Origin of the sequence: Pseudomonas sp. B392_1p (assembly GCF_052245235.1) — a bacterium.
Lineage (GTDB): Bacteria > Pseudomonadota > Gammaproteobacteria > Pseudomonadales > Pseudomonadaceae > Serpens > Serpens gallinarum.
Genome location: NZ_JBQPXM010000008.1, coordinates 1 through 26,934, shown reverse-complemented (window position 1 = coordinate 26,934; position 26,934 = coordinate 1). Strand labels below are relative to the sequence as shown.

General features: G+C 60.4%; 22 protein-coding genes. 12 read left to right on the top strand and 10 right to left on the bottom strand.

The window, feature by feature from the left end; genetic code table 11:
• Positions 1 to 8 precede the first annotated feature (8 nt).
• The 7 genes from accC to purD all read left to right on the top strand — a co-directional run bounded on the left by accC (position 9) and on the right by purD (position 8,231).
• On the top strand, positions 9 to 1,361 hold the full coding sequence (gene accC, locus ACTV8E_RS12550) for an acetyl-CoA carboxylase biotin carboxylase subunit (protein ID WP_273536526.1): 1,353 nt from the start codon (positions 9 to 11) through the stop codon (positions 1,359 to 1,361).
• A 106-nt stretch (positions 1,362 to 1,467) separates the two neighbouring features.
• A complete protein-coding gene (gene prmA / locus ACTV8E_RS12545; RefSeq protein ID WP_443199707.1) occupies positions 1,468 to 2,349 on the top strand; it encodes a 50S ribosomal protein L11 methyltransferase in 882 nt (293 codons plus the stop codon).
• Between the two features lie 84 nt (positions 2,350 to 2,433).
• Complete coding sequence (locus ACTV8E_RS12540) at positions 2,434 to 3,624, top strand: DUF3426 domain-containing protein (RefSeq protein WP_443199706.1); 1,191 nt, start codon at positions 2,434 to 2,436, stop codon at positions 3,622 to 3,624.
• 182 nt (positions 3,625 to 3,806) lie between these two features.
• Positions 3,807 to 4,805 (top strand): tRNA dihydrouridine synthase DusB, encoded by a 999-nt coding sequence (gene dusB / locus ACTV8E_RS12535; protein ID WP_443199705.1) that lies wholly within the window; start codon positions 3,807 to 3,809, stop codon positions 4,803 to 4,805.
• A complete protein-coding gene (gene fis / locus ACTV8E_RS12530) occupies positions 4,802 to 5,125 on the top strand; it encodes a DNA-binding transcriptional regulator Fis (protein ID WP_251834772.1) in 324 nt (107 codons plus the stop codon). Before dusB ends, fis begins: the two co-directional genes overlap by 4 nt.
• A gap of 90 nt (positions 5,126 to 5,215) precedes the next feature.
• The gene (purH, locus tag ACTV8E_RS12525) at positions 5,216 to 6,823 is read left to right on the top strand and encodes a bifunctional phosphoribosylaminoimidazolecarboxamide formyltransferase/IMP cyclohydrolase (protein WP_443199704.1); all 1,608 of its coding nucleotides are present in this window, start codon (positions 5,216 to 5,218) and stop codon (positions 6,821 to 6,823) included.
• Between the two features lie 115 nt (positions 6,824 to 6,938).
• Complete coding sequence (gene purD / locus ACTV8E_RS12520; protein WP_273536520.1) at positions 6,939 to 8,231, top strand: phosphoribosylamine--glycine ligase; 1,293 nt, start codon at positions 6,939 to 6,941, stop codon at positions 8,229 to 8,231.
• Positions 8,232 to 8,286: 55 nt separating this feature from the next.
• Here the strand turns inward: purD and ACTV8E_RS12515 are convergent, their stop codons facing one another.
• The gene (locus tag ACTV8E_RS12515) at positions 8,287 to 9,963 is read right to left on the bottom strand and encodes an MFS transporter (protein WP_443199703.1); all 1,677 of its coding nucleotides are present in this window, start codon (positions 9,961 to 9,963) and stop codon (positions 8,287 to 8,289) included.
• Between the two features lie 415 nt (positions 9,964 to 10,378).
• Between ACTV8E_RS12515 and ACTV8E_RS12510 the strand changes: the two genes are divergently transcribed.
• Together ACTV8E_RS12510 and ACTV8E_RS12505 are read left to right on the top strand one after the other, a co-directional pair.
• Positions 10,379 to 13,186 carry a response regulator gene (locus ACTV8E_RS12510; protein ID WP_443199702.1) on the top strand — a complete coding sequence of 936 codons (2,808 nt, stop codon included), beginning with the start codon at positions 10,379 to 10,381 and terminating at the stop codon, positions 13,184 to 13,186.
• Between the two features lie 152 nt (positions 13,187 to 13,338).
• Positions 13,339 to 13,935 (top strand): MarC family protein, encoded by a 597-nt coding sequence (locus tag ACTV8E_RS12505; protein WP_273536516.1) that lies wholly within the window; start codon positions 13,339 to 13,341, stop codon positions 13,933 to 13,935.
• On the opposite strand, the gene ACTV8E_RS12500 is transcribed toward ACTV8E_RS12505, so the two are convergent.
• The 3 genes from ACTV8E_RS12500 to ACTV8E_RS12490 all read right to left on the bottom strand — a co-directional run bounded on the left by ACTV8E_RS12500 (position 13,936) and on the right by ACTV8E_RS12490 (position 15,679).
• Complete coding sequence (locus tag ACTV8E_RS12500) at positions 13,936 to 14,379, bottom strand: hemerythrin domain-containing protein (protein WP_443199701.1); 444 nt, start codon at positions 14,377 to 14,379, stop codon at positions 13,936 to 13,938.
• Positions 14,380 to 14,456: 77 nt separating this feature from the next.
• Positions 14,457 to 14,723 carry a DksA/TraR family C4-type zinc finger protein gene (locus ACTV8E_RS12495; protein ID WP_273536514.1) on the bottom strand — a complete coding sequence of 89 codons (267 nt, stop codon included), beginning with the start codon at positions 14,721 to 14,723 and terminating at the stop codon, positions 14,457 to 14,459.
• An 86-nt stretch (positions 14,724 to 14,809) separates the two neighbouring features.
• The gene (locus ACTV8E_RS12490; RefSeq protein ID WP_251834765.1) at positions 14,810 to 15,679 is read right to left on the bottom strand and encodes a DMT family transporter; all 870 of its coding nucleotides are present in this window, start codon (positions 15,677 to 15,679) and stop codon (positions 14,810 to 14,812) included.
• Positions 15,680 to 15,897: 218 nt separating this feature from the next.
• Here ACTV8E_RS12490 and ACTV8E_RS12485 point away from each other — a divergent pair, with 218 nt between their 5' ends.
• The 3 genes from ACTV8E_RS12485 to ACTV8E_RS12475 all read left to right on the top strand — a co-directional run bounded on the left by ACTV8E_RS12485 (position 15,898) and on the right by ACTV8E_RS12475 (position 18,871).
• Positions 15,898 to 16,380, top strand: a complete 483-nt coding sequence (locus ACTV8E_RS12485) for a GNAT family N-acetyltransferase (protein WP_273536511.1) — start codon at positions 15,898 to 15,900, stop codon at positions 16,378 to 16,380.
• A gap of 178 nt (positions 16,381 to 16,558) precedes the next feature.
• Positions 16,559 to 17,527 carry a lysylphosphatidylglycerol synthase transmembrane domain-containing protein gene (locus ACTV8E_RS12480; protein WP_273536509.1) on the top strand — a complete coding sequence of 323 codons (969 nt, stop codon included), beginning with the start codon at positions 16,559 to 16,561 and terminating at the stop codon, positions 17,525 to 17,527.
• Positions 17,528 to 17,605: 78 nt separating this feature from the next.
• Positions 17,606 to 18,871 carry an Hsp70 family protein gene (locus ACTV8E_RS12475; RefSeq protein WP_443199700.1) on the top strand — a complete coding sequence of 422 codons (1,266 nt, stop codon included), beginning with the start codon at positions 17,606 to 17,608 and terminating at the stop codon, positions 18,869 to 18,871.
• A 70-nt stretch (positions 18,872 to 18,941) separates the two neighbouring features.
• On the opposite strand, the gene ACTV8E_RS12470 is transcribed toward ACTV8E_RS12475, so the two are convergent.
• The 6 genes from ACTV8E_RS12470 to tssD all read right to left on the bottom strand — a co-directional run.
• Positions 18,942 to 19,430: a copper chaperone PCu(A)C gene (locus ACTV8E_RS12470; protein ID WP_443199699.1), complete on the bottom strand. Its 489-nt coding sequence runs from the start codon at positions 19,428 to 19,430 to the stop codon at positions 18,942 to 18,944.
• Between the two features lie 62 nt (positions 19,431 to 19,492).
• Positions 19,493 to 19,798: a DUF2946 family protein gene (locus ACTV8E_RS12465; RefSeq protein WP_443199793.1), complete on the bottom strand. Its 306-nt coding sequence runs from the start codon at positions 19,796 to 19,798 to the stop codon at positions 19,493 to 19,495.
• Between the two features lie 138 nt (positions 19,799 to 19,936).
• Entirely contained in the window at positions 19,937 to 20,566 is a 630-nt protein-coding gene (locus ACTV8E_RS12460) for a hypothetical protein (protein WP_443199792.1), read from the bottom strand.
• A gap of 575 nt (positions 20,567 to 21,141) precedes the next feature.
• Complete coding sequence (locus ACTV8E_RS12455; RefSeq protein ID WP_273536504.1) at positions 21,142 to 24,444, bottom strand: hypothetical protein; 3,303 nt, start codon at positions 24,442 to 24,444, stop codon at positions 21,142 to 21,144.
• Positions 24,441 to 26,531, bottom strand: a complete 2,091-nt coding sequence (locus tag ACTV8E_RS12450; RefSeq protein ID WP_443199698.1) for a type VI secretion system Vgr family protein — start codon at positions 26,529 to 26,531, stop codon at positions 24,441 to 24,443. Before ACTV8E_RS12450 ends, ACTV8E_RS12455 begins: the two co-directional genes overlap by 4 nt.
• A 76-nt stretch (positions 26,532 to 26,607) precedes the next feature.
• A partial coding sequence (tssD, locus tag ACTV8E_RS12445; protein WP_443198980.1) for a type VI secretion system tube protein TssD occupies positions 26,608 to 26,934 on the bottom strand: 327 nt, incomplete at its 5' end.

Here is a 26,934-nt window from a genome sequence, read left to right as displayed (position 1 = left end):
AACCTGCGATGCAGCTGGAAAAAGTTCTGATTGCCAACCGCGGCGAGATCGCCCTGCGTATCCTGCGTGCCTGCAAGGAACTGGGTATCAAGACCGTGGCGGTACACTCCACCGCGGACCGTGAGCTGATGCACTTGTCGCTGGCCGACGAGTCGGTATGCATCGGCCCGGCAAACGCTGCCCAGTCTTACCTGTCCATCCCGGCCATCATCGCGGCCGCCGAAGTCACCGGCGCCACGGCGATCCACCCGGGGTACGGCTTCCTGGCTGAAAACGCCGACTTTGCCGAACAGGTCGAACGCTCCGGCTTCGCCTTCGTTGGGCCGAAAGCCGAGACCATCCGCCTGATGGGCGACAAGGTGTCCGCCAAGAACGCGATGATCAAATCCGGCGTACCGGTGGTGCCCGGCTCCGACGGCCCGCTGCCGGAAGATGAGCAGGAAGCCCTGCGCATCGCCCGTGAAGTCGGCTATCCGGTGATCATCAAGGCCGCCGGCGGCGGCGGTGGTCGCGGCATGCGCGTGGTGCACAAGGAAGAAGACCTGATCAAATCGGCCAAGCTGACCCGCACCGAAGCCGGTGCCGCGTTCGGCAACCCGATGGTCTACTTGGAGAAGTTCCTCGGCAATCCGCGTCACGTGGAAATCCAGGTACTCTCCGACGGTCAGGGCAACGCCATTCACCTGGGCGATCGCGACTGCTCGCTGCAGCGTCGTCACCAGAAGGTTCTGGAAGAAGCGCCTGCGCCGTTCATCGACGAAAAGGCCCGCGCCGAAGTGCTCAAGCGCTGTGTCGATGCCTGCATCGAGATCGGCTACCGGGGCGCTGGCACGTTCGAGTTCCTCTATGAAGACGGCCGTTTCTACTTCATCGAGATGAATACGCGCGTGCAGGTCGAGCACCCGATCACCGAAATGGTCACCGGCTTCGACATCGTCAAGGAGATGCTCAGCATCGCCGCCGGCAACAAGCTGTCGATCAAGCAGGAAGACGTGGTCATTCGTGGCCATGCGCTGGAGTGCCGGATCAACGCCGAAGACCCGGCGACCTTCATGCCCAGCCCGGGCAAGATCAAGCACTACCACGCGCCAGGCGGCAACGGCGTGCGCGTCGACTCGCACCTGTACAGCGGCTATGCCGTACCGCCGAACTACGACTCGCTGATCGGCAAGATCATCACCTACGGTGCCACCCGCGACGAAGCCATGGCGCGCATGCGCAATGCCCTGGACGAAATTGTAATCGACGGGATCAAGACCAACGTGCCGCTGCACCGCGATCTGACCCGTGACGAAGGCTTCTGCAAGGGTGGTGTGAATATCCACTACCTGGAAAAGAAGCTGGGGATGGACAAGCACTAAGCAAAAGTCGACAAAAGCGCTGAAGGCTGGATGGCCGGACGGAAAAGCGGATAATCCCCCTTTCGTCCAGCTTTCCAGCCTTCAGCCGTTTTACAACGAGGTTTTTATGCCCTGGCTACAAGTCCGTCTCGCCATCACCCCTGACCAGGCGGAGATCTACGAGGATGCGCTACTCGAAGTCGGCGCCGTCTCGGTCACCTTCATGGACGCCGAGGATCAGCCGATCTTCGAACCGGACCTGGGTACCACGCCGCTGTGGAGCCACACCCACCTGCTCGCGCTGTTCGAAGGCGATGCCGACGCTGACCAGGTCGTCGCCCACCTGCGCCTGCTGTCCGGTGATCCGCTTCCGGAGCACCAGATCGAACGCATAGAGGATCAGGACTGGGAACGCAGCTGGATGGACAATTTCCAGCCCATGCGCTTCGGTCGTCGCCTGTGGATCATACCGAGCTGGCACGAAGCACCCGAGCCCGACGCCGTCAACCTGCTGCTCGATCCAGGACTGGCCTTTGGCACCGGCACCCATCCGACCACTGCACTGTGCCTGCAATGGTTGGACAGTCAGGCACTGGAGGGTTGTACGGTGCTCGACTTCGGTTGTGGCTCGGGCATCCTGGCCATTGCCGCCCTGCTTTTGGGCGCAGAGCACGCAGTCGGCACGGACATCGATCCGCAAGCCGTAGAAGCCTCGCGCGACAACGCCACCCGTAACGGCATCGACCCGGCGCGCTTCCCGGTCTACCTGCCCGAGAACCTGCCCCAAGAACAGGCTGACGTCGTCGTCGCCAACATTCTTGCCGGGCCGCTGGTCGCCTTGGCGCCGCAGATCACCTCCCTGGTCAAGACGGGCGGGCGGCTGGCGCTGTCCGGCATCCTCGCCGAACAGGCCGAAGAGGTGCGCGCCGCCTATGCTGCAGCCTTCAATCTCGATCCCACCGCCGAACAAGACGGCTGGGTGCGGATCAGCGGCGTGCGTCACGGCTGAACGATCAGATGTTCCCCCAGGCCCTGACCACCAGCCTGGGAGCTTGCGCTAGACTAGACGCCCCTGTTTTCAGCGGATTGTTCCATGACCGAGACATTTGTCGCCCAGTGCCCCCATTGCCGAACCAGCTTTCGCGTCAGCCGCGCGCAGTTGGGCGCTGCCCATGGCGCGGTTCGCTGCGGCGCATGTCTACATGTGTTCAATGCCGCCCGCCAGGTCCTCGGCGACGCTGCGATTCAAGTCCCAGCTTTGGCGTCCAGACCTACCACGACGACCACGGCCAAGCCCGCTGCGCAAACCAAACCAGCCGCTCCGGGCGTTTCCCCGACTGCCCCGACGGCCACCCCGGCAGCACCCCGCAATCCCGTGGAGGATGACCTGCGCATCCATGATGACCTAGACCTGGGCGACATGGACCTGGATCGAGAGCTGGAGCGCCTGGAACAGGAGGAACATCAACTTTCTCAGCAGTTCCTCTCTCTGCACGCCACCGACGAGCCCTCATTCGATGACGCGCCGGACGCCCCGATAACGGACGACGAGGCGTGGGCCGAGGCCCTGCTCGACGAAACGACCGACAGCAAAGCCCGCCACGAGTTGCACATCGAGCCTGCTCTGGGCGAGCTGGAACCTGAGGCACCCACACGTGGTGCGCGCTCCAGCGCCACCACGCCCAAGCTCGAGTCCATGCACGCCCAGCCTGACGGCGATTTGTCCGCCCGCCACTACGAGGGCGGCCTGGATCAGCTCAATGAACCTCCCTTGCAACTGGAATGGCAACGCCCGAAGAAACCCTGGGGACGCTGGATTGGCTGGAGCTTGTTGATCCTGCTCGCCCTGTTGGGTCTGGCCGCGCAGTATGCCTACTACCACTATGCAGAACTGGCACGTCAGGACCGCTACCGCCCCTGGTTCGAGCAGCTGTGTCCGCTGGTGGGTTGCAGCGTGCCGTCCAAGGTGGACATTACCCAGATCAAGAGCAGCAACCTGGTGGTGCGCAGCCACCCGCGTTATACCGGCGCGCTGATTGTGGATGCGATCCTGTATAACCGCGCCGCCTTCGCACAACCCTTCCCACTGCTGGAAATGCGCTTCTCCGATATCAACGGCCAATTGCTGGCCAGCCGGCGCTTCAAGCCCAGCGAGTACCTGAGTGGCGAATTGGCCGGTCAGCGGGAAATGCCACCGCAAACGCCGATCCACATTTCGCTGGACATCCTGGACCCCGGCGCTAAGGCAGTGAACTACAGCCTGGGCTTTCATTCGCCGGAATGATGGTGGTTAAAGCCAATTTCGGGCTGCGCTTATCACAAAACAACCCTTGGCGATAAGCCCCAAGCTGCTCAGAATTTGTTCAGTTCGACCTTTATCCGTTCATGAAGAGCGGGTATTATGCCCACCCTTTTTTGCAGTCCCCGATTCGACCTGAACCAGCAGGCCCCATGCAGGGAAGTCCTATGTCAGCGCTACGTATCGGCCCCTACACATTGCCCAACCGTTTGATCCTGGCGCCCATGGCGGGCGTGACGGATCAGCCATTCCGCCAGCTTTGCCGGCGTTTTGGCGCGGGGCTGGTGGTGTCTGAGATGGTCACCAGCGACGTACGGCTGTGGAACAGCCGCAAGTCACGCCTGCGCCTGCCTCATGAAGATGATCCCGAGCCGCGTTCGGTGCAGATCGCCGGCGGCGACGCGCTCATGCTCGCTGAAGCGGCGCGCGCCAATGTCGCATTGGGCGCGCAGATCATCGACATCAATATGGGCTGCCCGGCCAAGAAGGTCTGTAACAAGGCCGCTGGGTCCGCGCTGATGAAAGACGAGCGACTGGTGGCTGAGATTCTCGCCGCCGTGGTAGCCGCGGTCGATGTACCGGTGACGCTTAAAATACGTACGGGATGGGATCGTCAGAACAAAAACGGCATCACAATAGGGAGGATCGCTGAGCAGGCAGGCATAGCCGCCCTGGCGGTGCATGGCCGCACCCGCGCCGACCTGTACACCGGCGAGGCCGAATACGACAGCATCGCAAGCATCAAGCAGGCCGTGTCGATGCCGGTGTTCGCCAATGGCGACATCGACTCACCGCACAAGGCCCACGCGGTGCTCGCACACACAGGCGCCGATGGATTGCTGATTGGCCGGGCTGCTCAGGGCCGCCCGTGGATTTTTCGTGAAATCGCCCATTTTCTGGAAACCGGCGAGCAGTTGCCGGGACCAGGTCTGATCGAGGTGCAACACATACTGCTGGAACACCTGGCCGCACTGCATGTTTTCTATGGAGATGTCATGGGCGTTCGCATCGCCCGCAAGCATGTCGGCTGGTACCTGGCAACCCTGCCGGGCGCCAAGGAGTTCCGTGCTCAATTCAATCGTTTGGACAACACGGACGCGCAGCGCGCCAGCATTCGAGAATTCTTCGCCGCGCGAATCGACGCTGAAGAAGAGGTGGCCGCATGACGACGATGACCGAGACCTTTTTAAGTGGAACAACACCCGTGAGTGAGCAAGCCAACCTGAAACAGCACCTGAACACGCCTATTGAGGAGGGTCAACCGACCCTGCGCGGCAGCGTGGAGCAGGCGCTGAAAAATTATTTCGCCCATCTCGAGGGCGCCTCCGTCACGGATGTGTACAACCTGGTGCTTTCCGAAGTGGAAGCCCCGCTGCTGGAAACTGTGATGAATCATGTGAAGGGCAACCAGACCAAAGCTTCCGAGCTGCTCGGCCTGAACCGCGGCACCCTGCGCAAGAAACTCAAGCAGTACGACCTTCTTTAAGCCACAAGCCGCAGGCTCCAAGCCGCAAGCAGATGCGTTTTCCCTGTACTTGCGGCTTGTGCTGTCAGCTAAACCTTTGATGGAATCGCTATGACCGACCAAACCACCCGTCTTTCCGTCCGCCGCGCGCTGATCAGCGTGTCCGACAAATCCGGCGTCGTCGACTTCGCCCGTGAACTCGCCGCCCTGGGCGTCGAGATTCTCTCCACGGGTGGCACCTTCAAGCTGCTCCAGGACAGCGGAATTGCCGCTGTGGAAGTTGCCGACTACACCGGTTTTCCGGAAATGATGGATGGCCGGGTCAAGACCCTGCACCCGAAGATCCACGGCGGCATTCTTGGCCGTCGTGACCTGGACGGCGCGGTGATGGCCGAGCACGGCATCCAGCCGATCGACTTGGTGGCGGTCAACCTCTACCCCTTTGCGGCCACCGTGAGCAAGCCGGACTGCACGCTGCCCGACGCCATCGAGAACATCGACATCGGCGGGCCGACCATGGTGCGTTCCGCCGCGAAAAATCATAAGGACGTGGCCATCGTGGTCAACGCCAGCGACTATGCCGGCATCGTCGAATCCCTCAAGGCCGGTGGCCTCAGCTACGCGCAGCGCTTCGACCTGGCCCTCAAGGCCTTTGAGCACACGGCGGCATACGACGGCATGATCGCCAACTACCTGGGCACTATCGACCAGACCACCGAGACCCTGTCCACATCAGGTCGCGGCGAATTCCCGCGCACCTTCAACAGCCAGTTCATCAAGGCGCAGGACATGCGCTACGGCGAAAACCCGCACCAGCAGGCAGCCTTCTACGTCGAAGCCCAGCCCGCCGAAGCCTGTATCGCCACCGCCACGCAACTGCAGGGCAAGGAGCTGTCCTACAACAACGTGGCCGACACCGACGCTGCGCTGGAGTGCGTGAAGAGCTTCACCAAGCCGGCCTGTGTGATCGTCAAGCACGCCAACCCGTGCGGCGTCGCCGTGGTACCGGAAGCCGAGGGCGGCATCCGCAAGGCCTATGACCTGGCCTATGCCACCGACAGCGAGTCGGCGTTCGGCGGCATCATCGCCTTCAACCGCGAGCTGGACGGTGCTACCGCTCAAGCTATCGTCGAGCGTCAGTTCGTCGAAGTGATCATCGCCCCAAGCATTTCCGCCGACGCTCGTGCTGTGGTCGCCGCCAAGGCCAACATTCGCCTGCTTGAGTGCGGCCAGTGGCCTGCCGAGCGCGTCAATGGCCTGGACTACAAGCGCGTCAACGGCGGCTTGCTGGTGCAGAGCCGCGACATCGGCATGATCACCGAAGCCGACCTCAAGGTCGTGACCAAGCGCGCGCCGAGCGAGCAGGAAATCCATGACCTGATCTTCGCCTGGAAAGTAGCCAAGTTCGTCAAGTCCAACGCCATCGTCTATGCCAAGAACCGCCAGACCGTGGGCGTAGGCGCCGGGCAAATGAGCCGCGTCAACTCCGCCCGCATCGCCGCAATCAAGGCCGAACACGCCGGCCTGCAGGTTCAGGGTGCCGTAATGGCCTCCGATGCCTTCTTCCCGTTCCGCGACGGCCTGGACAACGCCGCCGCCGTCGGCATCACCGCCGTGATCCAGCCGGGTGGCTCGATGCGCGATGCAGAAGTCATCGATGCGGCCAACGAAGCCGGAATTGCGATGGTCTTTACGGGAATGCGTCACTTCCGCCATTGATCCGCTGGTGGATGGCTTCGGCCTCCACTCTACCGGGAACGCCAGACATCGTAGGGTGGATAACGCTCTGCTTATCCACCGCGGGCCACAGGCCCGCCCCCAACGGGAGAAAGAAATGAACGTATTGATCATCGGCAGCGGCGGTCGTGAGCACGCCCTGGCCTGGAAGGTCGCGCAGGACAAGCGCGTCGAGAAGGTTTTCGTCGCACCCGGTAACGCCGGCACCGCCACCGAGGCGAAATGCGAGAATGTCGCCATCGACGTGCTCGACATTGAGGCGCTGGCCGATTTCGCCGAGAAGAACGTGCAACTCACCATCGTCGGCCCGGAGGCGCCGCTGGTGAAGGGCGTGGTCGACCTGTTCCGCACCCGCAAGCTGGACATCTTTGGCCCGACTGCAGCCGCCGCCCAGCTGGAAGGCTCCAAGGCGTTCACCAAGGACTTCCTGGCTCGCCACAAGATTCCCACCGCCGATTACCAGAACTTCACCGAAGTGGAACCGGCGCTGGCCTACCTGCGTGAAAAGGGCGCACCGATTGTCATCAAGGCCGACGGCCTGGCCGCCGGCAAGGGCGTGATCGTCGCCATGACCCTGGCCGAGGCCGAAGATGCCGTGCGTGACATGCTGTCCGGCAATGCCTTCGGTGAGGCCGGTTCGCGCGTGGTCATCGAGGAATTTCTCGATGGCGAAGAGGCCAGCTTCATCGTCATGGTGGACGGCGAAAACGTGTTGCCCATGGCTACCAGCCAGGACCACAAGCGCGTCGGCAATGGCGACAGCGGCCCGAACACCGGCGGCATGGGCGCCTACTCCCCCGCTCCGGTGGTCACCGATGCCATCCACCAGCGTGTGATGGACGAAGTCATTTACCCGACCGTGCGCGGCATGGCTGGCGAAGGCAATGTCTACACCGGCTTCCTGTACGCCGGCCTGATGATCGATAAGGCCGGAACGCCCAAGGTCATCGAGTTCAACTGCCGCTTCGGCGACCCGGAAACCCAGCCGATCATGATCCGCCTGGAGTCTTCGCTGGTCCTGCTGGTCGAGGCCGCACTGGCCAAGGCGCTGGACAAGGTCGAGGCTACCTGGGACCCACGTCCGACAGTTGGCGTGGTCCTCGCTGCCGGCGGCTACCCAGGCGACTACGCCAAGGGTGACGTGATCGAAGGCCTGGATGCTGCCGCCCAGCTGGACGGCAAGGTGTTCCATGCTGGCACGGCGCTGAATGCACAAAATCAGGTGATCACCGCCGGCGGTCGTGTACTGTGCGCCACGGCAATTGGCAGCAGCGTGGCCGATGCCCAGCAGCAGGCGTATCGTCTGGCAGAAAAAATCCGCTGGAACGGGTGCTTCTACCGCAGCGACATTGGCTACCGCGCCATTGCTCGCGAGCGAGGAGAAGGCTGAGTCCCCCAGAAAAAACAGGCCCCGCATCAGCGGGGCCTTTTTCATTTGCGGGCACTCAGTGCCAGTTGCGCAGGTCCCTGTCCTTGGTTTCCGGCATCAGGAACAGGCCAATGAAGAACGTCATCACCGCCACGATGATTGGATACCAAAGTCCGTAATAGATATCGCCCGTTGCCGCCACCATGGCGAAGGCGGTCGTCGGCAGGAAGCCGCCGAACCAGCCGTTGCCGATATGGTAAGGCAGCGACATGGCCGAATAGCGGATGCGCGTGGGGAACAACTCGACCAGCATAGCCGCGATGGGACCGTAGACCATCGTCACAAACAGCACCAGAACCGTCAGCAGCACAACCAGCATCGGTTTGTTGATCTGCTCCGGATCCGCCTTGGCGGGATAGCCGTGGCTGCGAATCGTCTCGGTCATGCTCGCGTTGAAAGCATCGCCTCGTGCCTTGAACTCGTCTGCAGGTAGGCCGGCTCCAGAAAACGATGCAATCGTTTCCTCGCCGATTGTGATGCTCGCGATAGTGCCTGCCGGCGCCGCTTCGTTGGAATAATTCACCGAGTTGCGGGCCAGAAAGCTCTTGGCGATATCGCAGGACGTCACGAACTTCGAGGTGCCGACCGGGTTGAACTGGAACGAACACTCGCGGGGGTCCGCCACCACCGTCACCGGCGCGCTGGCTTGGGCCTGTTCGAGCGCAGGGTTGGCATAGTGAGTGATCAGGCCGAACAGCGGGAAGTAGGTCAACGCCGCGATAAGGCAGCCGCCCAAGATGATCGGCTTGCGGCCGATCTTGTCGGACAGCCAGCCGAACACGATAAAGAAGGGCGTGCCGATTAGCAGCGAGAGCGCGATCAGGATGTTGGCCGTCGCACCGTCCACCTTCAACGTCTGCGTCAGGAAGAACAAAGCATAGAACTGGCCGGTGTACCACACCACTGCCTGTCCCGCCGTCCCGCCAAACAGGGCAATCAGCGCCACCTTGGCGTTTTCCCAGCGGCCAAAGGCCTCGGTGAGAGGCGCTTTGGAAATCTTGCCCTCGGCCTTCATTTTCTTGAAGGCCGGACTCTCGCTCAGGCTCAGACGAATCCACACCGAAATAATCAGCAGCACGATGGACAGCAGGAAGGGAATACGCCAGCCCCAGGCCGCAAATTCTTCCTCGCCAAGCCAGGTGCGCGTGCCAAGGATGATCAGCAGCGAGAGGAACAAGCCGAGCGTCGCGGTCGTCTGGATCCATGATGTATAGAACCCCCGCCGGCCGTGCGGTGCGTGTTCGGCTACATAGGTCGCGGCGCCTCCGTATTCCCCGCCGAGCGCCAACCCCTGAAACAGACGAAGGGCAATGAGGATGACAGGCGCTGCCATACCCCATGTCGCATAACTGGGCAACACACCGACGATAAAAGTCGACAGACCCATGATCGTAATGGTGATGAGGAAGGTGTACTTGCGTCCGACCAGATCGCCTAGCCGACCGAAGAAGATCGCACCGAATGGCCGCACGGCAAAACCGGCCGCAAAGGCCCCGAGTGCGAAGATGAAGGCTGCCGTAGGGTTGATCCCTGAGAAGAACTGCGCCGCGATGATCGCTGAGAGCGATCCGTACAGATAGAAGTCGTACCATTCAAAAACGGTACCCAAGGAAGAAGCGAAAATGACTTTCCTTTCCTCCGCCGTCATGGCTCTGGCCGGTGGGTGATCGGCCTCCAGCGTTGCGTCGCTCATGGTGCCTCCAGGACGCCAACGGGCAAGCGCGTGATCGCCCTGTGCCGGACGTCTTTTAAGAGTGTTTGCCGAAAAAGCTACTCGTTTCAAGAAAACAGGCGAGGCAAAAACGCCACACTACTTTGTGTTCTCATTAAAGACGGCAGCTCAAAAAATCAGCCAAACGGTGCAACGTGCCGAGCAAGCGCCTGGCAGACACGTGCTTCGAGCGAACGCTGAAAATATCGAACCAAACGGCTCAGGCACCTGCGTACAGGCAGTATTTCCTCCACCTAACCTTAGGTTGGTAAGTATCAAGATACGCGCGACTACGCTAAAAACTGCCCTTAAGGCGGATTTATATCTACCTTTCCCTTGTTACACCGATTCTTGTCGCGGCTATAATCGGTCAAATTTTTTGCTGGATACTCTCTTAGTGCCCAGGCTCAGGACCGCCACTGCATTTCTCTTCGGCCTGCTGCTAATTGCTTGGGCATCACTGGGCCTGTCAGGGCCAGCCATGGCGAATGCCAGCACCTCTTTCAGCGATGCGCCTGGGGCGCCTTCGCAACCTGCCCGTGAAACCTGGGAATTGTTCATCGACGCCACCGCTGAACTGGACCTGGAGCAGGTCATTGCGCGAAGTTCACAGTTCCGGCCGTTAAAACTGCAAGCCCTGACCCATCCGCCCACAAAGAGCGCGGTATGGCTGCACGCCTCCGTTCCGCCACTCAACCAACCTCATTGGCTGTGGTTATTTGCGCCTTATTTGCAGCATGTCGACTTCTACCTACTGGAAGGCGGTCATCTGCAACAAGAAATCCGCACGGGTGAGCATCGGTCGGGCACTGGGCAGATATACGACACCCATCCCTATTATTTTTCCTTGCCCGACGACTCCAGGCCACGCGACATCTACCTGCGCATCACCTCCCAGCACACCTTGATGGCCTGGTTCAACATTTTGGACGGGCCTATGGTGCGTGATCAAGGGCATCCCCTATTGCTGTTTGGCGCCTTGTTTGGCGCGTTGGCCATATTGCTGGTCTACTGCCTGATTCGTGGCCTGAGTACCCGCACGGCCGCCTATGGCTGCCTGGTCGCGCTGCAGGCAAGCCTGCTGCTGGGACTGGCCGCTCATCTGGGCCTGCTACACCTGCTTCCCGGTACTGGCTGGCAAACGCAGGTGAATGCCTTTACCAAATTAGTCGGCTCACTGAGCTTGCTGAGCCTTGCCCTGACCGCCTTCGCTCCACGCCGGAGTCCCTGGCGCACGGTGTTAAAAGTAGAACTGGTGATCGGCCTCGCTCTGGCCGTGCTCATGTGTTTCGAGACCCGGCCCTGGCACTCATCCCTGCTGCACGGATTGCTCTTGGTGGTTTCGTTGAGCGTGTGCAGTCTGGGTGCTTCACACTGGCACAGGGGCCATCAGCCGGCACGGTTGGTGTTTTTTGCCATGCTGCTGTTCAGCGGCACGCTGATGTTTTTCATTCCTGCGCTTCTTGGCTATCTGCAACTGCCCTTCGGGGTACTGATCGTGGCCATCTATGGTGTCGCCGCGCTCAGCAATCTCATGCTGTACCACGCCTTGGTAGAACAACAGCGGCTGGTTGAGCAAACCGCCGCCACTGCGCATACGAGGACAGCCGTCACCGATGCAGAGCTGCGTACCAAAGCAGACTTTCTCGCCAAGGTCAGCCATGAAATCCGCACGCCCATGAATGGCGTCCTGGGTATGAGCGAGCTGCTGCTTGGCACCCAGCTATCGACCCGGCAACGCGACTATGTGCAAACCCTGCACAGTGCGGGCAATGAGCTGCTCATCCTGATCAACGAAATTCTGGACATCACACGACTGGAAACGGGCAGCATCGAGCTGGAAGACGTGCAATTCGATCTCCATGCCCTACTCGATGATTGCCTGACAATCTTCCGCAACCAGGCTGAACAGCAGCAAGTCGAGCTGATCAGCTTTGTGCAGCCACGCGTGCCACAGGTCATCTCCGGCGACCCCACCCGATTGCGTCAGGTGCTGGTGAGCTTGCTGCACAATGCATTCAAACAAACCGATACGGGCGAAGTCCTGTTGGTGGCTGCCCTGGATGATGACGGTCCGACACCGCGCCTACGCATCGCCGTACAGGACAGCGGTCGGCCCTATTCACCAGAAGAACAAGACTACTTGCTCACGACCCCGTTGCTGAGTCATGACCTGCTTTCAACCCATAAGGTGGACGGACACTTCGGCCTGCTCATCGCTCGTCAGTTGGTGCAGCTCATGCAAGGCCAATACGGTATCCAGGGCGGCATAGAGCGGGGCAATACGCTGTGGCTGTCCTTGCCTCTGGATGAAGAGCATCTGGAGCAGCCGAACGCCAACCTGGAAGCACCCCTGCAGAACATTCGCCTCCTGGTGGTGGACGACAACGAAACCTGCCGCAAGGTGCTGGTTCAGCAGTGCAGCGCCTGGGGCATGAACGTCAGCGCCGTGGCCACCGGCACCGAGGCCTTGGCCTTGCTGCGTACCCGGGCCCATTTGCAGGACGATTTCGATGTGGTGCTGCTCGATCAGGACATGCCAGGCATGACGGGCATGCAACTGGCTGCGCGAATCAAGGAAGATCCTTTCCTCAACCGCGATATTCTGCTGATCATGCTTACGGGCCTGAGCAACGCGCCAAGCAAGATCATCGCTCGCAACGCCGGCATCAAACGCGTCCTGACCAAGCCCGTGGCCGGCTACACCTTGAAAACCACCATTGCCGAAGAGCTGATTCGACGCAACGGCGGGAATCGTGCACGCGGATTTACCCAGGCGAGCGACGCCCTGCCATTGCCTGCGGATTTCCGCATTCTGGTGGCGGAAGACAACAGTATTTCCACCAAGGTGATCCGCGGCATGCTGGGCAAGCTCAACCTGCAACCGGATACCGCCAGTAACGGCGCTGAAGCCCTGCAGGCGATCAAGGAGGGTCATTACGACTTGGTCTTGATGGACTGCGAAATGCCGGTACTTGACGGTTTTTCCGCCACCGAACAACTGCGTGAATGGGAACGCCGCGAACAACGCCCCCGCACGCCCGTGGTAGCCCTCACCGCGCATATCCTCAATGAGCACAAGGAACGCGCCCGCCAGGCCGGCATGGACGGCCACATGGCCAAGCCTGTGGAGCTTTCGCAGTTGCGCGAAACCATCGAGCACTGGGTGCTTGAACGGAACCTGCACCGCAGCGCACTGTCTTGATGCCGTTCCGGCAGTTCTTATGGCTCTTGAACCGCGAGTTGCCGGTAGCGCGCAGACCTTTACGGCAACGATGGACAGCCCGAGCTTTTGTCTAGCTCCTGGGCTAAAATCGCGGCTATTTTTTCCCGTCCCCCTCCCCCGAGACTCTCGCAATGCTCGCCGAGCTGTTCAGTGTTTACTTGAGGATGCTGGTGCTTTACAGCCCCTTCTTCGTGCTGTCCTGCTTCATCAGCCTGTCCCGTGGCTATACCGTCAAGGAACGCAAGCACCTGGCCTGGCGCGTGGCCGCTGGCGTGCTGATTTCAAGCTTACTGCTGTACCTGTTTGGCCGGTACATTTTCGATCTGTTCGGCATCACCATCGATGCCTTCCGCATCGGGGCCGGCACGGTATTGTTCATTTCGGCGCTGGGCATGGCCCAGGGCAAGGCTGTGGCGACCAGCGACAACGTGCAGCAGGACGTGACCATAGTGCCGCTGACCATTCCGCTGACTGTAGGACCGGGCACCATCGGTGCTCTGCTGGTTATGGGCGCGGGTGATCAGCTCTGGGACCAGAAGCTGATCACCATCGCTGCCCTGGGCCTGTCTGCATTCACTGTCGGCGCGATTCTTTATCTGTCGAACCAGTTCGAGCGGCTGCTCGGCGATCAGGGGCTGCAGATAGTCAGTCGCTTGATGGGTCTGTTCGTGTGCGCCCTGGCCGCTCAAATCATCTTCACCGGGGTGAAAAACTATCTGCTGGGCTGATCAGGCCTGGTTGAGGTACGCGCCATATTCCTCCAGGTAGTCACCGGCGAGCAGCAGTTTCTGCTGCGCCTCGAGCACCTTGCCGGCCATCTGAAAGAAGGAATGCTCTTCTTCGTCCAGGTGATGGTGAACCTTCTCCGCGAGCTTTTTCGCCTGAACCAGCCAACTGGAACTGCTCGGGTCGGTCTGTTCCAACGACTCGACCTGTTCATCCATTTCATGGTGTTCGGCAATCGCATGGCGGGAAAGCGTCTGGGTCAGGTCGGCCTGTAACAAAGGAATGTAGAAATGACGCTCTTCGGCCATCGCATGAGCGGCGAGTTCCTGCTTGAGCCGTCCGAACAGCACATGCCGCTCGGGACTGTCGCCCTGCGTGGCGAGCAGCTCGGCACACAAGGCGCGCTGTATTTCGTGACTCTGGCGCAGGGCTTCAAAAATGGTCATTGCGCATCTCCAGCGTGATGTGATCACGTAGAGACTAGCTCGCGCCTTACACCCTGAACCAGCCCGCCAATCAGCGCTCAGCGCAGCTGACTGTCCTTGCTCGCGCGGCGGTTATACAGGCTGAACGCCGCTTGCTCTTTGTCGTGCTCGCTCTGGCAAGCGATGCACAGCTGCACGCCAGGTATAGCTTCACGTCGCGCCTGGGGAATGGGCGCGCCGCACTCTTCGCAGTCACGGCGACTCTCGCCCCGTGGCAGTTGGCTGCGGGCACGCTGGATTGCATCCTCGATGCTGTTATCGATCTGCTCTTGCACCGCCCCGTCGTTGGTCCACCCACCGGCCATAACACCCTCCACAACGATCAATGCCTTGGCAGGTATGGCCGAAACCAGCCCGCCTGGCAAGCGCAGCGATGGATCGCAGTCAGGGATCAGGCCGTCGCGGCGCGACGCTGGACCCATACCGAGAACACGCCACTGGCAATGATTACCCCCATCCCAATCAGCCCACCCAGGTCAGGAACATGACCAAAGGTAACGAGGCCAACCAGTGCGGCGAAGACGATCTGCCCGTAGGTAAAGGGTGCCAGGGTGGCTGCGCTGGCATAGTTGTAGGCAACGCTCAACATCAGGTGGGCAACCATGGCCAACGCGCCAAGCGAAAGGATCATCAGGCCGTGGATGAGCTCCGGGGTTTCCCAGACAAAGGGCAAGGTCGCTCCGAACAACAGTGTGCCGACCAGGCTGGAGAGGTAATTGCTGGTCACCGGATTGTCGGTGGCATTCAAGCGTCGGGTCAGCAGCTGATACACGCCGAAGCAGATGGCGGCGCCCAATGGCAGCAGGATAGCCGGGGTAAACAGCGCACCACCGGGACGCACGATGATCAACACGCCTACCAAGCCCAGCAGCACCGCGCCCCATTGGCCAAGACTGATCGTCTCCTTAAGCAGTAGCACCGACAGTACGGTCACCACCAAGGGCGATAGAAACATCACCGCCGTGGCTTCGCCCAGCGGGATGTAGCGCAGCCCCGTAAGCAGCAAACCACTCACCCCGGTTAGGCACAAACCGCGGGCCAACTGCAACCAAGGGCGTTGGGTGCGCACCATATTCAGGCCCTTGCGTGGCGCGAAAATCAGCGTCATTAGAAAGAACTGGGCGAAGTACCGCGCCCAGACGATAAGAAAGACCGGATACAACAAACTCATTTGCTTGGAAATGCCGTCGTGGCTGGCCAGCAAGAGGCCAGAACCGAGAATCAGCAAAACGCCGATCAACGGATTTTTCGAAGAACTCATGGAAAATGACTCAGGAAGAAAGCAAGCAGGGTTATAGTTAGCTAGCTAAGTATAGGCGCTGCGCGGTGCTGATTGCCAGTCTTCACACAGGCAAACTCCCAAGGCTTGCCATGGATCATGCGACAAGTCGCACGGCGCACCGTAGAATGCCTGGCCCGCGAAACAACGCCAGCTCACGACACCGGCTGACCGAGATTACGATGTACTCGATACGATTGATGACCGAAAACGACCTGCCCCAGGTTATGAAAATCCAACAGCAAGCCTACGAGACCGCCGTGCTGGAAAGCGAAAGCGTAATCCGTGCGCGCCGCAGTAGCAGTCCACAGCTGGCCTGGGTTGCCGAGGATGCGAGCGGGGTATGTGCCTACCTGTTCTGCTACCCGTCGCAGGTTGGCCAGGTCACCCCATTGGATGGCGACTTCAACAGCCCGGCGGATGCCGACTGCTTATACCTGCACGATCTGGCGGTGGCTTCTCGTGCAGTCGGGCGTGGCATTGGCCCCGCATTGGTCAAACAAGCCCTGCAACGAGCGCGACATCACCAGCTGCGCTATTCCGCGCTAGTCTCGGTACAGGATTCCCAGCCGTTCTGGTCGCGCCTGGGGTATGCCGAACACGCTGAGCTGGACCCACCCCATGCCGAGCATCTGGCCAGCTACTGCATTCCCGCTACGTACATGGTGTGCCATCTCAATTGAAGTGTCTGACCGCAGGACACACGTGGTTACGTCCCGGTCGTCATCAACGGTTGAGGATCGGCGCATGCTTGGTAATACTGCGCCGCGATCCCCCACTCTACGAGGGGTCTTCCTCCTGCCAACTGTCTTTTGACAGGCCTACCTGTCCGTTACCATTGCATGCCGTGGAGCCAAACCAATGCTAAAGAGGAGCGATGTTGTCTGGAGCCTCGTAGGCCTTGGTGCGGTAGCCCTGTCCTGCTTTTTGCTTTACCAAGAAATTCGCGACATCTCCCTGGATGATCTGGCCGATAGCCTACTGGCCATTCCGCTGAGTAAATGGTTGCTCGCCGCCCTGGCCACCGCCGGCGCTTACTATGCTCTGGCCTGGTACGACCGCATCGCCATCGCCCACCTGGGCAAGAAGATTTCCTGGTGGTTCATCACCCTCTGCTCGTTTACCACCTACGCGCTGGCCCACAACATCGGCGCATCGGTGTTTTCCGGCGCACTGGTGCGTTACCGTGCCTACCGGACCAAGAACCTCAGCCCGCAAGAAATCGGTCTGCTGATCGTGTTCTGCTCCTTCACCTTCACCCTGGGCGCCCTCTTCGCCGGTGGCGTGGTGCTGATCATCCGCCCGGAATTGATCCACCGCGTCGCAGATGTCGACTCGTGGTTGTCGATTGTCATCGGCCTGAGCCTGGTCGGGCTGGTCGGCTTGTACGTGCTTGGTGCCTGGCGCCAGCTCAAACCGCTACGCATCGGCAAGTTCAATATCGAATACCCGCGACTGAGCATTGTGCGCAAGCAGTTGATAGCCGGCCCGCTGGAACTGGCCTGTGCAGCGGCAATCATCTATTTCGCTCTGCCTAGCGAAGCCAATCCCGGTTACCTGACGGTGCTCGGCGTCTTCCTTGCTTCCTTCTCGCTGGCTCTTCTTTCCCATGCACCGGGTGGTCTGGGCGTCCTGGAAGTCACCTTTCTGGCCGCCATGCCCGAGTTCAGCACGACCGATGTCCTGGCCGCGCTGATCGTGTTCCGCGGTTTCTATTTGCTGCTGCCCTTTGCCCTGTCGCTGCTGGTGGTGCTGGGCTTCGAGTGGTCGCAATGGCATCAGAAGCGGGATGACAGCCTCTCGGGGTCTGCTGAAAAGAACAACCAATAATCGAGCGCGTGCCCGCTTCGTCTGAACATCACTCTCGCCTACACTGCGCGCCCGTTTGACTGCACAGACTGTTGATCCATGACTCTCGCCCTACCCGCCCGTGCCTGCGGCATCGATTTTGGCACCTCTAACTCCACCGTCGGCTGGCTACGTCCTGATCAGTCGCCCCTGATCGCGTTGGAAGACGGCAAGTTCACGCTGCCCTCGGTGGTGTTCTTCAATCAGGAAGAGCGTCGTCCCGCGTTTGGCCGCCTGGCTCTGCACGAATACCTGGACGGCTACGAGGGCCGTCTGATGCGCTCGCTGAAAAGCCTGCTGGGCTCCAAACTGCTGAAAAGCGAGACCACCGTGCTCGGCAGCGCCGTGCCCTTCAAACAGATCCTCGCTCTATTCATTGGCGAGTTGAAAAAACGCACCGAAATCGTCGCTGGCCGCAGCTTCGATCAGGTGGTATTGGGCCGTCCGGTGTTCTTCGTCGATGACGACCCCAAGGCCGATCAGGAGGCTGAAGACACCCTGGTAGCCGTTGCCCGCACGCTCGGCTTCAAGGACGTGTCTTTTCAATACGAACCGCTCGCTGCAGCCTTCGACTACGAGTCAGGCATCCAGAAGGAAGAGTTGGTTCTGATCGTCGACATTGGCGGCGGCACCTCGGACTTCTCTCTGGTACGTCTGTCCCCGCAACGCCGGCACAGCGCCGAACGTCAGGACGACATTCTCGCCACTGGCGGTGTGCACATCGGTGGTACTGACTTCGACAAGCAGCTCAGCCTGCAGGGCGTAATGCCCCTGTTCGGCTACGGCAGCCGGATGAAGAGCGATGCGCCGATGCCCACCAGCACCCACATGAACCTGGCCACCTGGCACACCATCAATGCGGTGTATGCGCAGAAGCACCAGTTGGCACTGAAGAACATGCGCTACGACATCGTCGACACTACCGGCATCGACCGCCTGTTCCGCCTAATCGAACAACGCGCCGGGCATTGGCTGGCAATCCAGGTGGAAGACAGCAAGATCGAACTCACCCATCGGGATCAACGATCCATCGACCTGTCACGCCTCGAGCCTAGCCTAAATGCCACGCTCAGCCGACCGCTGTTCGAACAGGCCATTGATGCCCAACTGCAACGCATCCGTACGGGTATCGAGGAATTGCTGACTCATGCAGGCGTGAACGCTGGCCAAGTCGACACGCTGTTTTTCACCGGCGGTTCCAGCAGCGTGCCGGCTCTGCGTGGCAATATCGCCAGCCTGCTGCCCAATGCACGACTGGTGGATGGCGATAGTTTCGGCGGTATCGGCAGCGGCCTGGCCTTGGAAGCCTTCAAGCGCTACGGCTAGGCGGCTGGAACGGCTCGATTGCACAACGCAAAAACGAAGAGGGCCCCCGTGAGTACGGGAGCCCTCGTTTTTAATGGGCGTGGTGCATCATCCCATGCTGCGCGGGAGCGGACTGCGGTGCGTCGGCTTGCACGGCAACCTCGACGGTTACCTCGCCTGCTTTCTCAAAACGCAGCGTCAGGGGAAAACGCTCCCCGGCCTGCATCTGCCGCGACAGCTCAAAGAGCATCACATGGTAGCCCCCCGGTACAAAATCCACCTGTTCGCCTGGCCCGATATCCACGACAGGCACGTGGCGCATCTTCATCAGGCCATCCACATGGGCGTGCTCGTGCAGCTCAGCCTTGCCGGCCACAGGTGTACTGGCCCCCAGCAAACGATCTGCCTCGGCCCCGGCGTTCTGCAAGACGAAATAGGCGGCCGCGGCGGCCGCCGTCGGCGGCATGGCTCGCGACCAGGGATGGTCGATATGGATAGCACCGGCTTCATAGCTGTGGGCCTGCGCCAGACCGCCCGCGACTAGGAAAACAACGCTCAACAAACATTTTTTCAGCGACATGGAAATTCCTCAAGGAGTGGCAAGAAGGAAGGAGGCCTGACGGCCGGTGTCTTCATTGCCACTTACGGGGCTCGAGGATGTTTCATCGGCCAGCGCCGACGTGGCGAACGCTTGCCGAGCCTGCGCGCTATAACGGGTGCGCGGCGGGCTGTCAGTAGTCGCCATCCCGCATTCTGGCCTGTATCGCTGAGAGCCGGCGTTTGACACAGCGGGCATCGCCAATCGTCCGCCCCTTCATCCGCCATTCGCCCATCACTCGGCCCTGCTCCACTGGCCGTACAAAACGCCGTTTTCAGCCCACTCAGTGCCAAACCACTCGCCTGGCCATGGTGCAGGCCACAAAAGTGCAGGCTGAGCAGCACGCCCATGCACAGCGTCCAGGCGAGCAACGGATGGGGATGGCGGAAGAAAGGCATGTGGCGAACTCTAGCATTGCCGGCGGTGCGGGCAAATCGCTGCTCTGTAGCGTGATGCCGCATGCTTGGCGTAACTACCCCAAATGCCCCTTACCTCCGATGGACTTTGTCGAAGTCATCCCCCTTGGGCGTGGCCTGGATACCTTGGGCTTCCTGACTGCGATAGTAGGTCTCGATGCTCAGACCGGGATCGATCTTTGCCTGGAGGATGCAGGTCTTCTCCTGCCAGGGGTAGGCCACCAGTTTCTCGCGCAGTCGTTTGCCCTCCGTGCGCAGCCAGGCCTTGGCATCGATATCACGCCAATAGCGTGGCGGGCGATTGGTCGCGGCATCGTGGGCGGCGGTCACCGGATCGAGGTGGCGGTTCTGTTCGAGCATCGGCAGATCCGGCAAGGGCTGTTGTACATCCATATAGCGCTGCAGGCAGTCCCAGAAGGCCAACAGGTTGGCCTTGTCCAGGCCCAGGCTATGCAGTCGGCCGGCCAGGCAGACCTTGGCACCGGTATACCGATGGTGCAGCCACAGGCCGTAGTCGTGACCACCGTGGGGCGTGACCATCAGCTGCATCACCGGATCGAACTCGTAGAATGGTGCCACGAAGGGTTTACGCAAGCGCCGGGCAATGGTCAGCGTGCCTGTCTGGCGGTTGAACTCGCTGCCGTCATGTTCATAAAAACGGGCATAGAGCCCGAGCAAGGCATCGGCCCCGATCAAGGCCATAAAGAACAAAAACATCCCCCACCAGAACGCGGTCTGCTCGGCCCAGAAGCCCCAGAGCGCACCTTCATGCCAACTGATCACCGCAGCGGTGATTACGACACCTACGGCCATCAACCAGTAGGCATAGTGCTGTTTGCGGGTGCCAAAGAGGAACATTGAGCCAAAAGCAATGGCAACCGTAAAAACACCTGAGAAAAATGTAGTACTGACAGTGACTGTCAGATTCAAACACTCTTCAAGTTTTACAAACCAAAACACCCAAGGAAAACCAAAGCAACACCACTTAATTACGAATAAGAGATGCGGAATCTTGCTGATATTTTCAAAGCGCCAGCGCTGGGCATCGCAAAATATCCGCTGTTCGCGTTTCTCCTGCTCCTGTCGCTCATACGCTTTATGCAACTCGGCGTTGAGTTGATATTCCACTTCAGTGGTAGGGTCCAGCCCGGCATAGTGACCCCAGTGCAGAGCGCTGTGCATAAACCCGGCATGCTCGTCCTTGCTCGGCGGCAGGTCCGGTATGCCGTCGGCACGGTAGGCACCGGGGCCATAGGGGATGTTCTGCTCCTGCACACTCATGCCTTGAACTCGCTGATCTCGATCTGCCAATAGGGTACGTCATCCGCTTGGGCCTTTGCCGCCGGACGGTTTCTGAAGGCCGGGTCATAAGCTTGCCAGCGCTTGGGCGTAGGCTGCGGCAAGACCAGCGCATGGGTAGTGCTGCCCGCTTGCCACAGGTGAAACTGGGCGCTGACCTTGAGCCGATGGGTGACGCTGGTGTAATGACGCTGCAAGGGCGACAGCTGCATAAGGGCGAACTGGCGGGGCAGGATATAGAGCACAGTGCCCTCGTCCAGTGGTAAAGCACTCAATTTGGGCTTGTCGATGCCTCGGCGTTCAATGCGCTCCACATTGAACGCCCCCGTGCGCGGCAGCACGCCGAGTTGCTCTTCTGCAAACAACTGGAAATCGTGTTCACCACGAAACATGGCCAGCAGCGGCGAGTGAATGGTAAGCACCCAATCCTCGTCGTCAAAGGCCTGGAGGGCCGGGTTGACGCAACTCCAGTGGCTATCGGGGGCGCTGGCCTGGCGTTCGGCTTCGATGCCTTGCAGCAGTGCCCGTTGTACTGGCAGTGCCTGTTTACGCCAGTCCTCCAGGCGAACGACCTGAATTACTGGCTTGCCCAGAATACCGAGCAACTGGGTATAGGCGACCTGCGGGTCTTGCAGGTGGGCGAAGCATCGATCATCACCCAATAGGCCGTCGAGCACACCGACCTGGCCGTGATCGCGACCGAACGGGCCGTTTTTCAGCAGCGCTTCGACATCGCTGTCGACCAGCCAGTTGGCCAGGATGCCACCACCGACAAACAACACGCCACCGGCAACCAGCACAAAAGGGTTGATGGCCATGCCAAAGGTGTAGGCCGTCCAGGCTGCACCGCCAGCGGCAGCAACGCCGTAGGCCAGAGCGGCATCATGGTCACCCTGGTGCCAAGCGCGCTTGGCATCCCAGGTCGCAAGGCCTGTGGTAAAAACCATTGCCCAGCCTGAAACAAGCCTCAATACAGGCAACTTGGTGCTGCCAGTCTGCTCATACAGGTTGGCAGCCCATTTGCTGGAGATTTTCGCCACATCGAAACGCGGCTTGTTAAGGGCACTCACCAAACCATTTTCAGAACCCAGTATCGGCTTGGTCAGATTGCCCAGTGCAACAGTGGTATCAGAGATAGCACTTATAAAGCCGAGAGCATATCTAGCGCGGCCATCCCCCTCCTCATCCTTTAACCCCCTCATCCCCACAATCTGCGCTTGCAAATTGAACAGCGCGCATACCACCGCCACCAAGGGCGCCGCTGGGGTTTCCAGCGTTGCCTGGATGGTACGGTTGGACTGCAGCTTCCAGGCGCTGAGCTTGTGCACCTGGGGATGATCCGCCGGGGCGGCGATCACGGTAATGCGACCGAGATTAGGCAACTGACGCCCTGCATGCCGAGAGCTGCTCGAACCAATCGAGTTCCCAGCCTGGTCATGCAGGGTGGCGTAGCGATAGTTCTTACGGGTCAATGTGCGGCGTTCCTCCGCCGTCAGGCCATACCTCAAGCCCGCGCCCTCAACCCCAAGAATCACCCAGCCCTGAGCCGTGGCATCGCCCTTGGTCATCAGCTTGAGCCCCCTCCAAGAGGGCGACAGATTTTCCAATATGCCAAAAGAAGGGGCGAACAGGCGAGACAGCTCGATATTGACCAGGCTACCGCTGAGCCGGTTGAGCTGGGTGCCCACGGCGATGGCGAAGAGGTCCATAAATTCGCCGACCAAGGCCGTCATATTTTTGTAGATGGCGAGTGTGCCGGCGGCAGGCGTATCAATGCTGGCCGCCTGCAACAGCGTGCTCAGGCCCATCCGTGCGGGGTCGGGCTCACGCGTTTGCATCAGCAGCGCCTGCACGCGCTTGGCCGCCTCGGGCAGTTCGCCGTCCACACTGGCGAGCATTCTGCGGGTCAGGGGATGTTTGGCTTGCAGCAGCGCCTGCATCAATCGATCAATGCTGGCGTCCAGCTCGGGGCTGGTTGACGTATGACACAGGGCATCACACTGCACTGGATTTTTGTTGAGCGCATCCAGAGCCTCGGTCAACCAGGCGTAGGGCTCCAGCAAACGCTCGTCATGACTGAACAGCCAATCCGCTACGACCACCTCCATCCGTCGTTCCAGTAGTTCAACCAGCCGCTTGAGCACACGTTCGAGGTGTCCGCGCGCTGCCCTGCGCTCTTCCTCGAACACGGTTTCCAGCAGACTCGGCTGGTCGAGCAGATCCTCGAATTTCGCTAGGGGATTGGCGCCTGGACGCATGACAGTGCTGTAAACCACCTGCGCGTAACGACCGTTCGGGCGATGGGCAATCAGGGCATTCAACGACAGCAGATAGGCCTCGGCCAGCCGGGCTTGTGCCGTGGCATGACGCAATGCAAATAACGGGTCATCGAGCATAAAGCCCACAAGCTTGGGGTAGCCACGCAGCTTCTTTTGCGCCAGCACGTCCTGGCCTGCTTCCAACCCGGGCAAAGGATGGGGTTGTTGGCCTTGCTGAACAGCGGCCAATTGCTCCTGAATGCGCTGCAGCTTGATGACCCATTCCGTTTCGGCGAATACAGCAAACGATGGTGTAAAGACTGCCGGATCAACCAGTGTGCTTTCCACATTGAAATCGCGTGCGCGCAGCCCCTCGACTTGCTGGTCGATCACGACGACGGGCATGGCCTGGGTTGGCTTCCACTGCTCGCCACCCACAACCGCCGCAGACCAGGCCGGGGCTACATTCTGGCAACGACTTTTGACCCTGCCGCCATGGGTTTCCAGCCACGCAATGTATTCCCAGGTCCAGACCATTTCGCTGTAGGCCATGCTGTACTGATCACCGACAAAACGGCCCTTAAGCAGCATGGGCACCAGCGTCAGCGCCAAGGGCTTGCCCACGGGCTCGCGGTTATCCGCTTGTTTGCCTTGCGCCGCTTGTTCACGCCAGTGGGCTACATCCACATCAGCCAGATTGCCCTGACCATCGCAGGCCAGCTCTCGCCACAGCTTGCCGTTCTGGAATACGTAGAGGCGCCCCGGCCGAGGCAATGCACCTTTCGGCGGTTTATCGTGCCGGTCATGCCCGGGCAAACGCGCCATGGGCACCACACCGAGCAAGGTATTCTGCTGAATCTCCGGCTCTTCCTCGTGGCTGCGCATCTCCGTTTCAATGACGATCTGCAGCATGCCGCCGTCAGTGCGCTCGATATTCAGCGCCAAACGTTCCCATCGCGCATTGTCGTACTCGGCACGTTTGCGCATGCCCTGTGCGATTGGCTGATCCTTCAGCCCACTCATGCCCTCTCCTCCGCGTCGATCAACTGCAACTGGCCACCCTGCTCGGGATCACCCCAGACATCGACGATCAGGGCCTGTGGCCCTTGCTCGCCCTGGTTGGGCAACGGCCGTTGTGGATTATTAATGTTGGCTTGTCCGATTTGTTCACCCACAGAGGCGGCATCAGTTGGTTTGGGAACAATCGGCACAATAGGCCTGGCCCCCGAACCACTCCCCGCACTCCCCCCCGAATTAATCTTCACCTGCCCACCCACCAGCGTTACACCGCTGGCATCTAGCTTGACGAAGCTGCCGCCGGCCTTGAGGGTGAGTTCGCTGCCGGCTTCCATGACCACTTTCATGCCGCTGGAAAGGTGAATTTCCTGACCGGCATCGATGAACTGCCCGGTGGCGATCTTCACGTGCTGGCTGCCGTTAACGGTCAGGTGATCATCGGCCTTCAGTTCAACCAGGCGGTTGCCCTCGGTGATGCGGTGTTCTTCGGCGCTCAGTTCGGTGTAGCTGTTGGCGATGACGCGGTCGTGGCGCTCGTGGCCGACGTGCACGACCTGGTCATGTTGAATGTGCTGCTCCCAGTCGCGCTGGGCGTGGATATAGATTTGCTCGGCATCTTTGCGATCTTCGATGCGCAGTTCATTGAAGCCGTCGCCTCCGGGGGAGCTGAGGGTTTTGAGCACTGTGCGGGTTTTATTGGCCGGCAGCTCGTAGGGCACCGGATTTTCGGTGTGGTACAGGCAGCCAGTGACCAGCGGCTGGTCGGGATCGCCTTCCAGGAAGCTGACCAGCACTTCCATGCCCACGCGGGGAATGCTTAAAGCACCGTAGCGGTCGCCGGCCCAGCCGCTGGCTACCCGCAGCCAGCAACTGCTCTTGTCGTCGGCTTGGCCTTCGCGATCCCAATGGAACTGAACTTTGATGCGGCCATAGGCATCGCAGTGGATCTCTTCGCCCTCTGGCCCGGTGACCACAGCGCTTTGGCTGCCCAGCACGCGCGGCTTGGGATGCTGCAACGCGGGCCGATACGGGGCGTCCCACGGCGTGGCGCTGAAGCGGTTGCGATAGCCTTGGATAAAACCATCGAGCGACGGACTGTCGCTGCCCATTTCGCCCAAAACCTGGGGCTGTTTACCCTCGTGATGCAGCTCGGTAAGCAGCCAGAGATCGTTCCAGTCAGTACGGGGGTGATCGGCCAGGGCGAGGAAATGCCCGCTGGCCAGTAGCGGCTGATCGCTTTCACCCTGCGCCACCTCAGCATCGTGGCGATGGCGTTCCAAGGCGCGCTGGCTGAGGTGTCTGCCGCGTTCGCGGTCAACGAAACGACCGGGAAAACCGTAATCCTCCAGCGCGGGGCCGGTCTCAACGGCGGCCTCGCCGGCCAGCAGCAGGCGAGGTTTTTCAAAATCGTAATCGCGACGAATCACATGGTTGGTACGCGTCGCCACACGTACGCCGAATTGTTTTATGGCCGGCTCGTCGGCAACCTGCCCGCTGCCAGGTTGGTACAGGGTGGGCGCCAGTTTCGGAAAGGGCGTCTGATCGTCGCCGAAGACCAGAACATGCCCGCCTGAACTGTGCTGGAAGTGGTAATGGATGCCCTCCTCCTCACACAGGCGCTGCACGAAGTGCAGATCGGATTCACCGTACTGCACGCAGTACGTACGCTCGGGATAGGTGGCGCCGAGCTGAAAACGATACGCGTCGGCTTGCATGCTGTGGGCATCGAACACCTGACGGATAATCTCCTCCACCGTCAGCTGCTGAAAGATGCGCTGTGTATAACTGTGGGCCAGGTACGCGAGGTGCGGGCGCAAGCCGAGCTGATAACGGGTCAGGCGCTCCCCGGAGTCGCCCTGGGCGATGCGATAGATCAGCCCATGTATGCCGTTGCCGTCTGCAGCAAAGGCCAGAAACGCCGGCTGATGCAGCAGGCTGTGCAGGTCGAGATCGGCGCGCTCGCTGACCAGTTCCAGCTCGAAGGCATAGGGCTGGCTGATGGCCTCAAAGCCGGTGAAGGCCAGCACCTGGAAGTCGTGCTCGACACCGGGAAGGCTCAGGCGAAACTGGGCGTGATTGGCGGGCGCGAACATGGGCGGTACCTCGTGATCGTCCGTGAATGAATCGTCCGTGAAACCCCTTCGGCCTGGGGCCGAAGGGTGCCTGGCTTTAGCCGACGTTCGCTGTGCGCCAGTCGTCGGAACCGGAGGTGCCGGCAACTTCGTGAGTCCAGACGATCTTGCGGTAGGTGAAGTAGACGTCTTCCAAGTGGGTGAAATGGGACATGGCCGGGTCCTGGCAGTTGGGCATGCGCGACTGCACGTCGACGATCACCGCATCTTCCAGCTCGATGGTGAAGTAGTGCTCCTGAGTGCCGGTGGCCGAGGTGCGGTACCACTCCAGGCGGCACTTGTTCAGGCGCTCGCCGGAGGTCAGGGCGTTGAAGATCAGCGGCGAGGACTTGTCGAACACCTTGGTGATCATCAGCGGCTTGTG

Excerpts from the sequence above, each read along its gene's own strand:
- accC (WP_273536526.1), top strand. The coding sequence starts at position 9 with ATGCAGCTGGAAAAAGTTCTGATTGCCAACCGCGGCGAGATCGCCCTG.
- prmA (WP_443199707.1), top strand. The coding sequence starts at position 1,468 with ATGCCCTGGCTACAAGTCCGTCTCGCCATCACCCCTGACCAGGCGGAG.
- ACTV8E_RS12540 (WP_443199706.1), top strand. The coding sequence starts at position 2,434 with ATGACCGAGACATTTGTCGCCCAGTGCCCCCATTGCCGAACCAGCTTT.
- dusB (WP_443199705.1), top strand. The coding sequence starts at position 3,807 with ATGTCAGCGCTACGTATCGGCCCCTACACATTGCCCAACCGTTTGATC.
- fis (WP_251834772.1), top strand. The coding sequence starts at position 4,802 with ATGACGACGATGACCGAGACCTTTTTAAGTGGAACAACACCCGTGAGT.
- purH (WP_443199704.1), top strand. The coding sequence starts at position 5,216 with ATGACCGACCAAACCACCCGTCTTTCCGTCCGCCGCGCGCTGATCAGC.
- purD (WP_273536520.1), top strand. The coding sequence starts at position 6,939 with ATGAACGTATTGATCATCGGCAGCGGCGGTCGTGAGCACGCCCTGGCC.
- ACTV8E_RS12515 (WP_443199703.1), bottom strand. The coding sequence starts at position 9,963 with ATGAGCGACGCAACGCTGGAGGCCGATCACCCACCGGCCAGAGCCATG.
- ACTV8E_RS12505 (WP_273536516.1), top strand. The coding sequence starts at position 13,339 with ATGCTCGCCGAGCTGTTCAGTGTTTACTTGAGGATGCTGGTGCTTTAC.
- ACTV8E_RS12500 (WP_443199701.1), bottom strand. The coding sequence starts at position 14,379 with ATGACCATTTTTGAAGCCCTGCGCCAGAGTCACGAAATACAGCGCGCC.
- ACTV8E_RS12495 (WP_273536514.1), bottom strand. The coding sequence starts at position 14,723 with ATGGCCGGTGGGTGGACCAACGACGGGGCGGTGCAAGAGCAGATCGAT.
- ACTV8E_RS12490 (WP_251834765.1), bottom strand. The coding sequence starts at position 15,679 with ATGAGTTCTTCGAAAAATCCGTTGATCGGCGTTTTGCTGATTCTCGGT.
- ACTV8E_RS12485 (WP_273536511.1), top strand. The coding sequence starts at position 15,898 with ATGACCGAAAACGACCTGCCCCAGGTTATGAAAATCCAACAGCAAGCC.
- ACTV8E_RS12480 (WP_273536509.1), top strand. The coding sequence starts at position 16,559 with ATGCTAAAGAGGAGCGATGTTGTCTGGAGCCTCGTAGGCCTTGGTGCG.
- ACTV8E_RS12475 (WP_443199700.1), top strand. The coding sequence starts at position 17,606 with ATGACTCTCGCCCTACCCGCCCGTGCCTGCGGCATCGATTTTGGCACC.
- ACTV8E_RS12470 (WP_443199699.1), bottom strand. The coding sequence starts at position 19,430 with ATGTCGCTGAAAAAATGTTTGTTGAGCGTTGTTTTCCTAGTCGCGGGC.
- ACTV8E_RS12465 (WP_443199793.1), bottom strand. The coding sequence starts at position 19,798 with ATGGGCGTGCTGCTCAGCCTGCACTTTTGTGGCCTGCACCATGGCCAG.
- ACTV8E_RS12460 (WP_443199792.1), bottom strand. The coding sequence starts at position 20,566 with ATGGCCTTGATCGGGGCCGATGCCTTGCTCGGGCTCTATGCCCGTTTT.
- ACTV8E_RS12455 (WP_273536504.1), bottom strand. The coding sequence starts at position 24,444 with ATGAGTGGGCTGAAGGATCAGCCAATCGCACAGGGCATGCGCAAACGT.
- ACTV8E_RS12450 (WP_443199698.1), bottom strand. The coding sequence starts at position 26,531 with ATGTTCGCGCCCGCCAATCACGCCCAGTTTCGCCTGAGCCTTCCCGGT.